The organism is [Acidovorax] ebreus TPSY, from assembly GCF_000022305.1.
Classification (GTDB): Bacteria; Pseudomonadota; Gammaproteobacteria; order Burkholderiales; family Burkholderiaceae_C; genus Diaphorobacter; species Diaphorobacter nitroreducens.
The window spans coordinates 2,273,024-2,287,027 of the sequence record NC_011992.1; the positions used below are offsets into that span (position 1 = coordinate 2,273,024).

A 14,004-nucleotide genomic window follows, 5' to 3' on the forward strand; every position below is an offset into this window, starting at 1 on the left:
TCAGCAGCGCGTGCGCGCCTGGCGGCTGTAAGGTACGGCGTTGTCCGCCTTGTCGCGCACACTGCCCGGGATGTCGTACTCAGGCAGGATGAGCCCCACGTCGGGCGCCTTCTTTTCGAAGGACGGGGACATGAGCATTCCCAACACATCCGCCACCGGCTTGATATAAGAACCCAACACGGTCGGCTTTACCCGAGCGCAAACGCTTTCGCTGCCGTTGTTCGCACCGCTAGCGTTCCAGACCCCAGCGCCCAGCGCCGTCGCACCCGGCATTCCCACATTGACATCGCGCAGCGCGTCGTAATGCGCAATATTGCTGAGAGGCACCGTCACTTCGGCCTTGACGATGCCGCTGGTCGGCAGCTTGAACACGGGCGTCGCCACGGTTTGCTGCAACTTACCGACCAGCCCCGTGGCCAGCGGGCCGGTATCGACCTCGCGGATGCTCACATCCGCATAGCTTTGCAGCAGCGGCTGGTAGGCGGCGTCGCTCCACAAGGGCACACGGTTGCCCTTCGCCGTGGCGTCCTGCCCCATCGTGCTATCGCGGTATTTGATCTGCCCACCATTGCGCTCCACGGACATGAAGAACCGCGCGCGCGTCTCCTCTGCCAGTTGACCCGCGGTCTTGGCGCGGCTGTAGGGATCCCAACTGCGCTCGAAAGCCACATAGCGGCTGGCCTGAATGGCAGAGTGCTTCACATCGGCATACCGCGCAAAATAGAACACACCAAAGAACAGAGGAATGAGCACGAACAGGCTGACGATGAACTCCGTCGTCGCCTGGCCGCGCTGCCGGTTTGGTGCGGTGATGATCATGAGAGTGCTTGTCGCATCACGGGTAAAGACATGCCGCGTCAGCCCCTGCCGTCGCTGAGGGGGAGGGTGTGCAGAATTTTGTGTAAACGGACAATCCACCGCCGGCGTAAGCCGGCCTGTCCGTAAGCACAATGAACACCAAGAAACACGACGTACCCGAAGAACTGCTGTCTGGCCTGCTGGCCAACTACAAGAAGCCCGAAGACCTCATCGGCGAGAACGGTCTGCTCAAGCAACTTACCAAGCTGCTGGTCGAGCGAGCCCTGGACGCTGAGCTGACTGAGCACCTGGGCCATGAACGCAACGAGGCGGTGGCCAACCCCGCTGGCAACACCCGCAACGGCAAGAGCAAGAAGACCCTCAAGGGCGAGTTCGGCGAATTGCCCATCGAAGTGCCACGCGACCGCCATGGCAGCTTCGAGCCTCAGCTCATCCCCAAGCACCAGACCCGCTGGGCCGGCTTCGACGACAAAATCATCTCGCTGTACGCCCGTGGCATGACGGTGCGCGAGATACAGGCCCACCTCGAAGAGATGTACGGCACCGAGGTCTCACCCAGCCTGATTTCCTCGGTGACAGATGCCGTGGCCGACGAGGTCAAGGCCTGGCAGGCCCGACCGCTGGAGCCGATTTATCCCATCGTCTATCTGGACTGCATCCATGTGAAGGTGCGCGAGGGCGCGGTGCGGGTCAAGGCGGCGTACCTGGCCATCGGCATCACCATGACGGGCGACAAGGAGGTGCTGGGCCTGTGGCTGGCCCAGACCGAGGGCGCCAAGTTCTGGCTGCAGGTGGTCACCGAGTTGCGCAACCGGGGCGTGCAGGACATCTTCATCGCCTGCGTCGATGGGCTCAAGGGCTTCCCTGACGCCATCGAGGCAGTCTTCCCCAAGGCGGTGGTGCAACTGTGCATCGTTCACATGGTGCGTCACAGCCTGAACTACGTCTCATGGAAGCGCCGCAAGGAAGTGGCGGCCGACCTGCGCCGTATCTACACGGCCGCCACCGCCGAGGAGGCCGAACTGATGCTCGCAGAGTTCGAGGCCCGATGGGATGCCGAGTACCTGCCCATCGGCCAGTCCTGGCGCAGGAACTGGAGCCGCTTGACCCCGTTCTTTGACTACCCGCCGGAAATCCGCAAGGTCATCTACACCACCAATGCCATCGAGTCGGTGAACATGAGCCTGAGGAAGCTGACCAAGAACCGGGGCTCGTTCCCCAGCGACGAGGCGCTGACCAAGCTGTTCTACCTGGCGCTGCGCAACATCAGCCAGAAGTGGACCATGCCCATCCGGGATTGGAAGGCCGCGCTGACCCGCTTTACCATTCAGTTCGGAGACCGCATCTCCGTCAATTGAAGTCCGACCCGTTTACACAAAAATTCGGACACGCCCCTGAGGGGAAACGCCTTGGCATCCGCCGGAACCTCGAACACCTCTGGTGCGATGGGCTTGCCGATCTCTACGCGCAGCGGGCGCTCCACCGTCGCCACCCCGTTGGCGATCATGGCCATGTCGTCTATCGGGAATTGCGCGGGAAGCGCTTGTCGCGCGGAGGTACTCATGACCACCAGATCAGCGCCGGTGGATGGGTAGAAATGCAGTGGGTCCAGCAGGCAGGCCCGCGCAGGCGCCCCGCCTTCCGCCACATTCCAGCGGCACCGGTGCCCTCCTCCAGTTCCGCCATCTCGGCGGGGTCGAAGTATTCGCGGGGGTTCTTGCCCTGGACGATCCTGCGGATCGGCAAGGTGGGCTGGCTCGGCTGGGTGGGGTCGGTCATGGTGCCTCCTGTCTGCATTGAATGGGGATGGGCTGCTGCCGGTTTCAAAGACACCTTGTTAAGGTGGAAGATGAAACCGGAGGTGGTTTATGGGAACGAGACGGCAGTTCAGCCGGGAATTCAAGGTTGAAGCGGTCAAGCTGGTGACCGAGCGAGGCGTTGCAGTGGCGCAAGCTGCGCGCGACCTAGATGTGCACGAGACGCGGCTGAGGGCATGGATGCGCGAGCTGAAAGCTGACTCGCGGCAGGCATTCCCCGGCAAGGGCGTGATGAAGCCTGAGCAGGCCGAGATAGAGCGGCTGTCCTTGGCCGCCACGTGGGGCGTGACTTTGAGCTTGCGACAGCCTTTGATGAAGGCCTTGCTGTCGTAGCCCTTGTCGGCACCGACCGTGGCCCGTTTGTTCCTGTTGCCCCGACGCTCCAACATGGCCAGTGCCGCCTCGCGCTCGGCCGTGCCGCTGGCATGGGTGATCTCGACATCCACGATCAGCCCGTTGCGGTTCTCCATGAGGATGTGTCCCATGTGGCACAGGCGGGATTTGTCGCCCCGGCTCTTCTTGAACAGCCGGGCATCGGCGTCCGTGGTGCTCTTGTGGGTGTCGTTGCAGCGCTCCTGCCCCTTGAAGTCCACCTCGGGGTTGCGCCCAGGCGGCGTGCCGCTGTCGTCATCTTTGCGCTTGAAGCTCTTGTGCGAGGCCCAGGCGTCAATGAGCGTGCCGTCCACGCTGAAGTGCTCGTCGCTGGCGAGCTTGCCCCACTGGGCACTGAGCTTGACGCGCTCGAAGAAGGTGCGGGCGAGGTCTTCGTTGAACAGACGTTCGCGGTTGGCGCTGAAAGTGGAGTGGTCCCAGACCTTGTCTTCGATGTTCAGGCCTACGAACCAGCGGTACAGCAGGTTGTAGTTGATCGCTTCGACCAACTGGCGCTCGCTGCGGATGGAGAACAGGATCTGCAGCAGCAAGGCCTTGAGCAGCATCTCCGGTGGCACCGATGGGCGGCCACGGCGGGCGTACACCGCTTCGAATTCGCGGTTCATGGTTGCCAGCAGCGCATCAACCACCGCGCGCAACTTGCGCAGCGGGTGTGCCTGCGGCACGCGCTCTTCAAGGCTGATGTAGCTGAACATCGCCCCCTGGAAGTCTTGGTTGCCTCTCATCGTCCTCGTCTGGGTCGTTCACCTATGGCTTCAGATCGTAGCGGCGAACGCGGGCGTCGGAGGGGGATTTTTCAACGGCCTGCTAAGGACCATGGCGAGCGCAGTGCCATCGCCGACAACGTGCTTGCCGGCCGCTTCGCGCAGCGCCCGCTCGACGATGGCATCGATGTAGAGGTTGTCGATGGGGCGGTCCTTTTCAACATCGCGCTTGCAGGCATCACGCACGGCCAGCGCCACCACCATGGCATGGAGTTTGATCGTCATCCGTAGGCTCCTTCTGAAAGGCTCGCGGTTGGGCCGCAGAGCGATGGAGTCATCGTCCTGTGAAGCCAGCCAGCCTCAACACCCCTCGTGGCCAGACGATCAACCAATGCCCGGCAATCAGGCGGCGCGCAAGGCCCGACCGATAAAATAGGCTCTGCGCAACGCGCCCAGATGCCGTGGCGCATCCTTCCTTCAACCACAACGAACGAGATCGAGAACCATGGCAACTGCGAAGAAAACCACCAAGCCGGCACCTGCAGCGAAATCCACCAAGCCCGCGCCCGCCGCCAAGGCCCCCGCTGCCACCATCAAGCCTGTCAAGGAAACGCTCACGAAGTCGGCCCTGGTCGCCCACCTTGCCGAACAGTCGAGCGTCGAACCCAAGGCGGTGAAAGCCGTGCTGGCCGCGCTTGAGTCCGCTGTCCTCGGCTCGGTTCACAAGAAGGGTGCTGGCGCGTTCGTCCTGCCCGGCCTGCTCAAGATCGACGTGCAGAAGGTGCCGGCCAAGCCCAAGCGCAAGGGCATCAACCCGTTCACCAAAGAGGAGCAGGTGTTCGCGGCCAAGCCGGCCACCGTGCGCATCAAGGCTCGCGCGCTGAAGAGGCTCAAGGACGCTGCGCTGTAACCCTCCTGCCCCGACACCGCAACGGATGCAGGCCGGTAGCCCGGACGATGCCCGCTGCAAACGGCCATGCCATGCCTATCCACTACACCGTGCTGCAGTTGCTCAATGCCGCTCACGGCAGTCTGGCCGAGATTGAGTTGGTGCACCCCGATCTGTCTGAGGGAAGCGCCACCCGCTGGCTGTGGATCGAGAGCACCACGGTGATGTCCCTGCAGATCGTGTGCAGTGGTGGCAACCCTTCCAAACGGATCTTCGACCACGCGGTACTGATGCTCGATGGCCTCCACGGCGAACTGGCCTGGCCCAGCGGCCGGCGCGAGGCCCTGTCGCTCGATCCCGGGCGTGCGCTGCGCCCCGAGTTCCAGCGGCTGGTGCATCAGCATCTGAACTGAAAGTCATCCGCATCATCGCGCGGCAAGGAGGAGCCTAGTCCGCTCCAGGGATCGTGAGATAGCCCCCTCTCACAAACCAAGCATCAGCAGCCAACGCGCGATAGGTCGCATATTGCCAGCTGTTGGGCCGTACCGAACGCAAGTCACGCTCGTCATTGAGGAACTGCTGGACCGCAGGCGCGCCACCACGGCTTGCCTGCAGAACCAGCCTGTCGCGAAGGATCGGCAATTCGTCATTGGCATTGGTCGTGAACGTAATCGCCAGCCCACACACGTCGAAATGCCGCCGAACGCGATCTTGGTCCACAGTGGTCCACGCAGTTGGAGGGCATGCATCGAACACCAGCACCGGCGGCGGCCCGGGGTTGAGCGTTGCGCGCACCCAGGGTGCGTTCAGCAGATGCTGGTCGAAATAAGGATGGAAGGTCTGTTGTCCGGCCGTGGCAGGATACTTCGCACGCTTCTTGTCATTGCAGAAAGGGGGCACCTCAGAAAACGGAAAATAAAGCACGCTAAGGCATAGCTGACCTTGCCAGGCCTGCTTCGCCCTGTAGTGACGCGATCAACGGGCAGGAAACATTCCCCTTTCGTGCATGGCAGGCGCACACGAGTTCAGACAGCACGGTTTCCATGCGCGCCAAGTCGGCCATCTTCTCGCGCACGTCCTTGAGCTTGTGTTCGGCCAGGCTGCTGGCCTCCTCGCAGTGGGTGCCATCGTCGAGCCGCAACAGCTCGGCAATCTCGTCCAGACTGAACCCCAGCCGCTGTGCCGATTTCACGAATTTCACCCGAACCACGTCCGCCTCCCCATAGCGGCGGATGCTGCCGTAAGGCTTGTCCGGTTCCGGCAACAGGCCCTTGCGCTGATAGAAGCGGATTGTCTCCACGTTGACCCCGGCCGCCTTGGCAAAAACGCCAATGGTCAGGTTTTCCAAATTATTTTCCATATCGCTTGACTCCGTACATGAGTACGGAAGTAAGGTTACGCTATCCAATCCAAATTCAAAAGGGCCAACGTATGTCTGAACCACAAAACGGGCGCGGTGCGCTCTTCGCCGGCGGGCTGGCCGCCATTCTTGCATCGACCTGCTGCCTGGGGCCGCTAGTACTGGTCGCCCTGGGCTTCTCCGGTGCTTGGATCGGCAACCTGACGGTGCTGGAACCCTATCGACCGTTGTTCATCGGCGCGGCGCTAGTGGCGCTGTTCTTCGCCTGGAAGCGGATTTACCGGCCCGTGCAGGCATGCAAGCCAGGTGAGGTCTGCGCGATTCCGCAGGTGCGCGCCACCTACAAGCTGATTTTCTGGATCGTGGCCGTGCTGGTCCTGGTCGCGCTTGGATTTCCCTATGTCGTTCCATTTTTCTATTAACCAGGAGTTCATCATGAAGAAACTGTTTGCCTCCCTTGCCCTCGCCGCCGCTGTTGCCCCGGTGTGGGCCGCTACCCAGACCGTCACGCTAGCGGTTCCCGGCATGACTTGCGCCGCCTGCCCGATCACAGTCAAGAAAGCGCTCTCCAAGGTCGAAGGCGTGAGCAAGGTCGATGTGGGCTTCGAGAAGCGCGAGGCCGTCGTCACTTTTGACGACACCAAGGCCAGCGTACAGAAGCTGACCAAGGCCACCGCAGACGCCGGCTATCCGTCCAGCGTCAAGCAGTGAGCCAGCAAGCCAACGACAACAGCGAGAGCCGCTTCATGGGACTGATGACACGCATTGCCGATAAAACCGGCGCGCTCGGCAGCGTCGTTTCCGCGATGGGCTGCGCCGCCTGCTTTCCAGCCCTCGCCAGCTTCGGCGCGGCCATCGGGCTGGGCTTCTTGAGCCAGTACGAGGGACTGTTCATCAGCCGCCTGCTGCCGCTGTTTGCCGCGCTGGCCTTCCTGGCGAACGCGCTGGGTTGGTTCAGTCATCGGCAATGGCTGCGCAGTCTGCTCGGCATGATCGGCCCGGCCATCGTGTTTGCGGCCACGGTCTGGCTGCTCGGCAACTGGTGGACGGCGAACCTGATGTACGTCGGCCTGGCCTTGATGATTGGGGTGTCGATCTGGGACTTCGTGTCGCCGGCGCATCGCCGTTGCGGACCGGACGGCTGCGAACTCCCCGCCAAGCGCTTGTGAAAGACGGCTGACCGTGCGACACGGCGGCCCACACGAATAAGGAACGATGGTATGAGCACTCTCAAAATCACCGGCATGACTTGCGACTCGTGCGCAGTGCATGTCAAGGACGCCCTGGAGAAAGTGCCCGGCGTGCAATCAGCGGATGTCTCCTACGCCAAGGGCAGCGCCAAGCTCGCCATTGAGGTCGGCACGTCACCCGACGCGCTGACGGCCGCTGTAGCTGGACTCGGTTATCGGGCCACGCTGGCCGATGCCCCCTCAGTTTCGACGCCGGGCGGATTGCTCGACAAGATGCGCGATCTGCTGGGCAGAAACGACAAGACGGGTAGCAGCGGCGCATTGCATATCGCCGTCATCGGCAGCGGCGGGGCCGCGATGGCAGCGGCGCTGAAGGCCGTCGAGCAAGGCGCACGTGTCACGCTGATCGAGCGCGGCACCATCGGCGGCACCTGCGTCAATGTCGGTTGTGTGCCGTCCAAGATCATGATCCGCGCCGCCCATATCGCCCATCTGCGCCGGGAAAGCCCGTTCGATGGCGGCATCGCCGCTACCACGCCGACCATCCAGCGCACGGCGCTGCTGGCCCAGCAGCAGGCCCGCGTCGATGAACTGCGCCACGCCAAGTACGAAGGCATCTTGGAGGGCAATCCGGCGATCACTGTGCTGCACGGCTCCGCCCGCTTTAAGGACAATCGCAACCTGATCGTGCAACTCAACGACGGCGGCGAGCGCGTGGTGGCATTCGACCGCTGCCTGATCGCCACCGGCGCGAGCCCGGCCGTGCCGCCGATTCCCGGCCTGAAAGACACTCCGTACTGGACTTCCACTGAAGCGCTGGTCAGCGAGACGATTCCTAAGCGCCTGGCCGTGATTGGCTCATCAGTGGTGGCGCTGGAGCTGGCGCAGGCGTTCGCCCGACTCGGAGCGAAGGTGACGATCCTGGCTCGCAGCACGCTGTTCTTCCGCGAAGACCCAGCTATAGGCGAAGCCGTCACGGCCGCATTCCGCATGGAGGGCATCGAGGTGAGGGAACACACCCAGGCCAGCCAGGTCGCGTATATCAATGGTGAAGGGGACGGCGAATTCGTGCTCACCACGGCGCACGGCGAACTGCGCGCCGACAAGCTGCTGGTCGCCACCGGCCGCGCGCCCAACACACGCAAGCTGGCACTGGATGCGACGGGCGTCACGCTCACCCCGCAAGGCGCTATCGTCATCGACCCCGGCATGCGTACAAGCGTGGAACACATCTACGCCGCAGGCGACTGCACCGACCAGCCGCAGTTCGTCTATGTGGCGGCAGCGGCCGGCACTCGCGCCGCGATCAACATGACCGGCGGTGACGCGGCCCTGAACCTGACCGCGATGCCGACCGTGGTGTTCACCGACCCGCAAGTGGCGACCGTAGGCTACAGCGAGGCGGAAGCGCACCATGACGGCATCAAAACTGATAGTCGCACGCTAACGCTGGACAACGTGCCGCGCGCGCTCGCCAACTTCGACACGCGCGGCTTCATCAAACTGGTGGTTGAAGAAGGCAGCGGACGACTGATCGGCGTGCAGGCAGTGGCCCCGGAAGCGGGCGAACTGATCCAGACGGCCGCACTGGCGATTCGCAACCGGATGACGGTGCAGGAACTGGCCGACCAGTTGTTCCCCTACCTGACGATGGTCGAAGGGTTGAAGCTCGCGGCGCAGACCTTCAACAAGGATGTGAAGCAGCTTTCCTGCTGCGCCGGGTGAGGACAAGGAGGTGTGCGATGAGCGCCTACACGGTATCGCAACTGGCCCATAACGCTGGGGTGAGCGTACATATCGTGCGCGACTACCTGGTGCGCGGCTTGTTACGGCCGGTGGCCTGCACCACGGGCGGCTACGGCGTGTTCGACGATGCGGCCTTGCAACGGCTGTGCTTCGTGCGCGCGGCCTTCGAGGCGGGTATCGGCCTGGATGCCCTGGCGCGGCTGTGCCGTGCGCTCGACGCAGCGGACGGCGCACAAGCCGCAGCGCAGCTTGCCGTGCTGCGCCAGTTGGTCGAGCGGCGGCGCGCGGCGTTGGCCCATCTGGACGCGCAACTGGCCTCCATGCCAGCCGAGCGGGCGCACGAGGAGGCATTGCCGTGAACGCCCCTGACAAACTGCCGCCCGAGACGCGCCAACCCGTTTCCGGCTACCTGTGGGGTGCGCTGGCCGTGTTGACCTGCCCCTGCCATCTGCCGATTCTCGCCGCCGTGCTGGCCGGGACGACCGCCGGTGCCTTCCTTGGCGAGCATTGGGGTGTTGCCGCGCTCGCGCTGACCGGCTTGTTCGTTCTGGCCGTAACGCGGCTGCTGCGCGCCTTCCGGGGCGGATCATGACGAGTTCGCAGCCCGCCGGATGGACGGCGGCCGAGTTGGCGCAGGCGGCGGCGCGCGGACAGCTTGACCTGCATTACCAGCCGCTGGTCGATCTGCGCGATCACCGGATCGCTGGCGCGGAAGCGTTGATGCGCTGGCGGCATCCGAGGCTTGGCCTGTTGCCGCCCGGCCAGTTCCTGCCGCTGGCCGAGTCGTTCGGCCTGATGCCGGAAATAGGCGCGTGGGTGCTGGGCGAGGCCTGTCGCCAGATGCACAAGTGGCAAGGACCGGCATGGCAACCGTTCCGTCTTGCCGTCAATGTGTCCGCCAGCCAGGTTGGGCCAACGTTCGACGACGAGGTAAAGCGGGTGCTGGCCGATATGGCCCTGCCCGCCGAGCTTCTGGAGATCGAACTGACCGAATCGGTCGCATTCGGTGATCCGGCGATCTTCCCCGCCCTGGAAGCCTTGCGCGCCATCGGCGTGCGCTTCGCTGTCGATGACTTCGGGACGGGTTATTCCTGTCTGCAACATTTGAAGTGCTGCCCTATCAGCACGCTCAAGATCGACCAATCGTTCATCGCCGGACTCGCCAACGACCAGGGCAAGGAGATGTCCCGGCATCGCGAACTGGCCCGAGCCACCAACATCCGGGTGTACTTCTGCGACCCCCACAGCCCCTGGCAACGTGGCACCTGCGAAAACACCAACGGGCTGTTGCGCCAGATGCTGCCCAAGGGCACGGATCTGTCGGTCCATGACCAACAGGCACTGGACTCCATTGCTGACCTGCTGAACAACCGACCCCGCCAAACCCTCAACTGGCGCAGCCCCATTCAGGCCTTCCGAGACCTTGTGCAAGGTGTCGCCGAACAGGCTCAGGCCACAATCCACTGACAGTGCAATCCAGGTGGGGTGTTGCATTTCAGATTTGAGGCCGCCCTCCAATACTGCATGTCCACAAACAGCGCTCCGCTCGCATCAAGTGAGACTCAGGCGCAGTGCCAGCGCTGCCAGGGTCGCCGCGAGTACGGGGACGGTCAGCACAACGCCCACCTTGAAGTAATACCCCCATGTGATTGTCATTCCCTTACGCGCCAGCACATGCAACCAAAGCAGCGTCGCCAGCGAGCCGATGGGGGTGATCTTCGGCCCCAGGTCACTACCAATCACATTGGCGTAGATCATTGTGTCTTTCACCACGCCCGTTGCGCTTGTGGCATCAATGGATAGTGCGCCCACCAGTACCGTAGGCATGTTGTTCATGGCCGAGGACAGCAGCGCTGTGAGGAAGCCTGTTCCAAAGGCGGCCCCCCATACACCGCCTTGTGCGAAGTAATCCAGCAGCCTTGCGATATGCTCGGTCAGGCCTTGGTTACGCAACCCATAGACCACGAGATACATTCCCAGCGAGAAAACGACAATTTGCCAAGGCGCTTCACGGATCACTTTGCGGGTGCTGATGACATGCCCGCGCGCAGCGACTACGAGCAACAGCAGGGCGCCTGCGGCAGCCACGGCGCTAACCGGCACGCCTAGCGGCTCAAGGCCGAAGAATCCGACCAGCAGCAGGGCCAGAACCACCCAGCCGAAACGAAACGTAGCCGCATCGCGAATGGCCTCATTCGGCTGTTTCAACTGATTCACGTCGTAGCGTGCGGGGATGCTGCGGCGGAAATAGATCGACAGCACGGCCAGAGAGGCAATGATGGCGACAATATTCACCGGAATCATCACCGCAGCGTAATCATTGAACCCGATATTGAAAAAGTCGGCGGAGACGATGTTGACCAGGTTGGATACGACAAGCGGCAGGCTGGCGGCATCTGCGATGAAACCGGCTGCCATGACGAAGGCGAGCGTTGCCGCCGGACTGAACCCCAGTGCCAACAACATGGCCATGACGATTGGCGTGAGAATCAGTGCTGCGCCATCGTTGGCAAAAAGCGCGGCGACGGCTGCACCAAGCAGGATGATCAGTGCAAACAGCAGACGTCCTTTCCCTCCGCCCCAGCGTGCGACGTGCAAGGCTGCCCATTCGAAAAACCCGGCCTCATCGAGTAACAGGCTAATGATGATGATGGCAATGAATGCGGCTGTGGCGTTCCAGACGATCTGCCAGACGACAGGAATGTCACCGAAGTGAACGACACCGGACAGTAACGCCACGACAGCGCCAAGCGTCGCACTCCAGCCAATGCCCAGCCCGCGCGGCTGCCAGATCACCAAGGCGATAGTGGCAAGAAAAATCAATAGGGCAGCAATCATGTCAATTCTCTCTTTTTAGCGGGTTTTCGAGTTCTTTAAGAAGGCTTAAGAGGTCAATCCGGGAGATGGCGCCGATCACTTTCCCATCCTCCACGACAGGAAGGGACGTTAAGTGATGGACCACCATCAGCCGGGCTGCAACGGAGGGATGCATGGCAGGCGCGACGCTGTGCACATCCGTGGTCATTACCTCTGCGGCAGTACGCCCCTCGGCCTTGTCGCGGTGCGTCCCCTTTGGGCCAAGGAAGGAAACCCAGAAATTCTCCATCCAGACCGATTCACGGGGTTCGAGCCGTTCGTCCGCGCCCCGGTGAATCAAGTCCTCCGCAGTCACAACGCCGATCAGCCGACCAGCGCCTTCGATCACTGGAACACCATTGATACGATGGGCAAGCAGCAGCCTCGCAATGTCGTCAACCGGTGTCTCAGGTTGAACGGTTACCGGATCGGGCGTCATGAAATTTCAGATCAACATGGTCGATCTCTTATGCTTGAGGATGGATGAGCGCACGCAGTCGTTCTGTACCGATCGGTTCTTCCTTCAGCAGCGGGACAACCGCGTAACGGTCCGCGTGCTGATTCGCCACAGCGCTGATTTCGCGTAGCTCGTTGGCCGCACGCTGACGCAGTAACGGCGACTTGGCCGAAGCTGCCGCCACGCTGGTGTTGATGATCCAGGCCCAGGGCTCGATCCCGGCACGGCGCAAATCAGCTTGCAGGTTGGCGGCCTCCAGTACCGGCGTCGTCTCCGCCAGCGTGACGACGAGTACCTTCGTTTGTTTCGGATCCTGCAATTGCATCATCGGCGTCGTGAAGTGCATGCCGGTCTTGCCCATTTGTCGTGACACTTCGCGGTGATACGCACCCGTCGCGTCGAGCAGGAGCAAGGTGTGCCCGGTCGGGGCCGTGTCCATGACGACGAACTTTTTCCCGGCCTCGCGAATGATGCGGGAGAACGCCTGGAAGACCGCAATCTCTTCCGTGCAGGGCGAACGCAAATCCTCTTCCAACAGCGCGCGGCCTTCGGCATCGAGTTGAGCGCCCTGGGTTTCCAGCACGTGCTGGCGATAGCGCTCGGTCTCGGCGTGCGGATCGATCCGGCTCACGGTCAGATTATCGAGCGAGGCTTCCAGGGTATCGGTCAAATGGGCCGCAGGATCGGAGGTCGTCAGATGCACCGGCAAGCCACGATGTGCCAGTTCGACCGCGATGGCGGCCGCCAGGGTCGTCTTGCCTACACCACCTTTGCCCATCAACATGACCAGCCCGTGTCCATCCGCCGCGATGCCGTCGATCAGGTCGGCCATGCCGGGCTCGTCGAGTTCGATCGGGGAATCAACCGCTGCGGGTGCTTGTGGAGGAAGGTCGGTCAGCAACTGCCGCAGTGCTTCAAGGCCGACGAGATTGAAGGGCTTGAGTTCTACATGATCACGCGGAAGCGCAGTCAACGTAGTCGGGATGTTCTTCAGCGCCGTTTGTTCCCGTTCGTGGATTGCTGCGGCCAGCGGGTCGGTAGCGGCTTCGACGTGCGGCAGGATGCCGTTGATGACGAGATGTTGCTGTTTGAGGCCTATGGCTGCCAGTTCTTCGTGGGTTCGGGCTACCTCGCGCAAGGTCGCCTGCTGGGCGCGAGCGACCAGCACCAGACGGGTGTGCAGCGGATCGGCCAAGGCTTCAACAGCCGCCTTGTACTGGTTCCGCTGCTTTTCCAGACCGGCCAGCGGGCCGAGGCACGAGGCATCACCCTTGCCAGCTTCCAGGAAACCACTCCACGCGCCCGGCAGTTGCAGCAAGCGGATGGTGTGGCCGGTGGGCGCAGTATCAAAGATGATGTGCTCGTAATCAGCCGTAAGTGCCGTGTTGGTCAGCAGTGCGGTGAACTCGTCAAATGCGGCGATTTCGGTGGTGCACGCGCCGGACAACGATTCTTCGATGCCCTTCACCACGTCATCAGGAAGCACGCCGCGTACCGGGCCGACCAGGCGCTCCCGATAGGCGCTGGCCGCTGCCTCGGGATCAATCTCCAGAGCAGAAAGACGTGGAACCGCCGGAATCGGTGTGACGCGATTACCGATATCAACACCAAATACCTGCCCAACGTTGGATGCCGGGTCGGTACTGACCAGGAGGACGCGCTTTCCGGCTTCGGCCAATTGAATAGCCGTGGCACAGGCAATCGAGGTTTTGCCGACGCCGCCCTTGCCCGTGAAAAACAGAAAGCGGGAAGGAAGTTGCAGGAATTTCATCA

Annotated in this window: 19 protein-coding genes and 1 pseudogene; 10 read left to right on the plus strand and 10 right to left on the minus strand. The window is 62.4% G+C overall.

Translation table 11 applies throughout. The features are described from left to right. Nucleotides 1-819: a TadE family protein gene (locus DTPSY_RS17805; protein ID WP_015913596.1), complete on the minus strand. Its 819-nt coding sequence runs from the start codon at nt 817-819 to the stop codon at nt 1-3. Between the two features lie 131 nt (nt 820-950). On the opposite strand from DTPSY_RS17805, the gene DTPSY_RS10640 reads away from it, so the two are divergent. Further along, nucleotides 951-2,177 carry an IS256 family transposase gene (locus tag DTPSY_RS10640; protein ID WP_015913597.1) on the plus strand — a complete coding sequence of 409 codons (1,227 nt, stop codon included), beginning with the start codon at nt 951-953 and terminating at the stop codon, nt 2,175-2,177. On the opposite strand, the gene DTPSY_RS10645 is transcribed toward DTPSY_RS10640, so the two are convergent. From DTPSY_RS10645 to DTPSY_RS10660, 4 genes are read right to left on the minus strand one after another with little or no spacing between them, the layout of a single operon-like run. Further along, complete coding sequence (locus DTPSY_RS10645) at nt 2,147-2,332, minus strand: hypothetical protein (protein ID WP_015913598.1); 186 nt, start codon at nt 2,330-2,332, stop codon at nt 2,147-2,149. The two genes, DTPSY_RS10640 and DTPSY_RS10645, sit on opposite strands and share 31 nt — an antisense overlap. Before the next feature lie 47 nt (nt 2,333-2,379). After that, complete coding sequence (locus tag DTPSY_RS10650; protein WP_015913599.1) at nt 2,380-2,598, minus strand: hypothetical protein; 219 nt, start codon at nt 2,596-2,598, stop codon at nt 2,380-2,382. A gap of 58 nt (nt 2,599-2,656) precedes the next feature. Further along, complete coding sequence (locus DTPSY_RS10655; protein WP_015913600.1) at nt 2,657-3,754, minus strand: IS5 family transposase; 1,098 nt, start codon at nt 3,752-3,754, stop codon at nt 2,657-2,659. Between the two features lie 30 nt (nt 3,755-3,784). After that, a complete protein-coding gene (locus tag DTPSY_RS10660) occupies nt 3,785-4,018 on the minus strand; it encodes a hypothetical protein (RefSeq protein ID WP_015913601.1) in 234 nt (77 codons plus the stop codon). 220 nt (nt 4,019-4,238) lie between these two features. Here DTPSY_RS10660 and DTPSY_RS10665 point away from each other — a divergent pair, with 220 nt between their 5' ends. Together DTPSY_RS10665 and DTPSY_RS10670 are read left to right on the plus strand one after the other, a co-directional pair. Then, complete coding sequence (locus DTPSY_RS10665) at nt 4,239-4,643, plus strand: HU family DNA-binding protein (protein WP_015913602.1); 405 nt, start codon at nt 4,239-4,241, stop codon at nt 4,641-4,643. Nucleotides 4,644-4,714: 71 nt separating this feature from the next. Beyond that, entirely contained in the window at nt 4,715-5,035 is a 321-nt protein-coding gene (locus DTPSY_RS10670; RefSeq protein ID WP_041838861.1) for a hypothetical protein, read from the plus strand. A 34-nt stretch (nt 5,036-5,069) separates the two neighbouring features. Here DTPSY_RS10670 and DTPSY_RS18110 read toward each other — a convergent pair whose 3' ends face one another. Both DTPSY_RS18110 and merR read right to left on the minus strand, forming a co-directional pair. Continuing rightward, a complete protein-coding gene (locus DTPSY_RS18110; protein WP_238526523.1) occupies nt 5,070-5,546 on the minus strand; it encodes a hypothetical protein in 477 nt (158 codons plus the stop codon). A gap of 1 nt (nt 5,547) precedes the next feature. Continuing rightward, nucleotides 5,548-5,982, minus strand: a complete 435-nt coding sequence (gene merR / locus DTPSY_RS10675; protein WP_005303925.1) for a mercury resistance transcriptional regulator MerR — start codon at nt 5,980-5,982, stop codon at nt 5,548-5,550. Between the two features lie 71 nt (nt 5,983-6,053). Here merR and DTPSY_RS10680 point away from each other — a divergent pair, with 71 nt between their 5' ends. From DTPSY_RS10680 to DTPSY_RS10710, 7 genes and pseudogenes are all read left to right on the plus strand, one after another. Then, nucleotides 6,054-6,404: a mercuric transport protein MerT gene (locus tag DTPSY_RS10680; RefSeq protein ID WP_001294663.1), complete on the plus strand. Its 351-nt coding sequence runs from the start codon at nt 6,054-6,056 to the stop codon at nt 6,402-6,404. Nucleotides 6,405-6,417: 13 nt separating this feature from the next. Next, nucleotides 6,418-6,693: a mercury resistance system periplasmic binding protein MerP gene (merP, locus tag DTPSY_RS10685; protein ID WP_000732292.1), complete on the plus strand. Its 276-nt coding sequence runs from the start codon at nt 6,418-6,420 to the stop codon at nt 6,691-6,693. Beyond that, a complete protein-coding gene (gene merC, locus DTPSY_RS10690; RefSeq protein ID WP_000082530.1) occupies nt 6,690-7,151 on the plus strand; it encodes an organomercurial transporter MerC in 462 nt (153 codons plus the stop codon). The genes merP and merC overlap by 4 nt, the downstream gene beginning before the upstream one ends. Nucleotides 7,152-7,202: 51 nt before the next feature. Continuing rightward, nucleotides 7,203-8,897, plus strand: a complete 1,695-nt coding sequence (gene merA, locus DTPSY_RS10695; RefSeq protein WP_015913604.1) for a mercury(II) reductase — start codon at nt 7,203-7,205, stop codon at nt 8,895-8,897. 17 nt (nt 8,898-8,914) lie between these two features. Continuing rightward, nucleotides 8,915-9,277, plus strand: a complete 363-nt coding sequence (gene merD, locus DTPSY_RS10700; protein ID WP_001277456.1) for a mercury resistance co-regulator MerD — start codon at nt 8,915-8,917, stop codon at nt 9,275-9,277. After that, nucleotides 9,274-9,510 (plus strand): broad-spectrum mercury transporter MerE, encoded by a 237-nt coding sequence (merE, locus tag DTPSY_RS10705; RefSeq protein WP_000993386.1) that lies wholly within the window; start codon nt 9,274-9,276, stop codon nt 9,508-9,510. The genes merD and merE overlap by 4 nt, the downstream gene beginning before the upstream one ends. 41 nt (nt 9,511-9,551) lie before the next feature. After that, a pseudogene (locus DTPSY_RS10710) lies at nt 9,552-10,385 on the plus strand (IS30 family transposase); the annotation flags it as partial. An 84-nt stretch (nt 10,386-10,469) separates the two neighbouring features. Here the strand turns inward: DTPSY_RS10710 and DTPSY_RS10715 are convergent. The 3 genes from DTPSY_RS10715 to arsA are packed head-to-tail and all read right to left on the minus strand — an operon-like array spanning nt 10,470 to nt 14,002. Next, nucleotides 10,470-11,756, minus strand: a complete 1,287-nt coding sequence (locus DTPSY_RS10715; protein WP_015913606.1) for an arsenic transporter — start codon at nt 11,754-11,756, stop codon at nt 10,470-10,472. Nucleotide 11,757: 1 nt separating this feature from the next. Then, the gene (locus DTPSY_RS10720) at nt 11,758-12,213 is read right to left on the minus strand and encodes a CBS domain-containing protein (protein WP_015913607.1); all 456 of its coding nucleotides are present in this window, start codon (nt 12,211-12,213) and stop codon (nt 11,758-11,760) included. Between the two features lie 28 nt (nt 12,214-12,241). Beyond that, nucleotides 12,242-14,002, minus strand: coding sequence for an arsenical pump-driving ATPase (gene arsA, locus DTPSY_RS10725; RefSeq protein ID WP_187148619.1), 1,761 nt, complete (start codon nt 14,000-14,002; stop codon nt 12,242-12,244). Between the last annotated feature and the right edge of the window lie 2 nt (nt 14,003-14,004).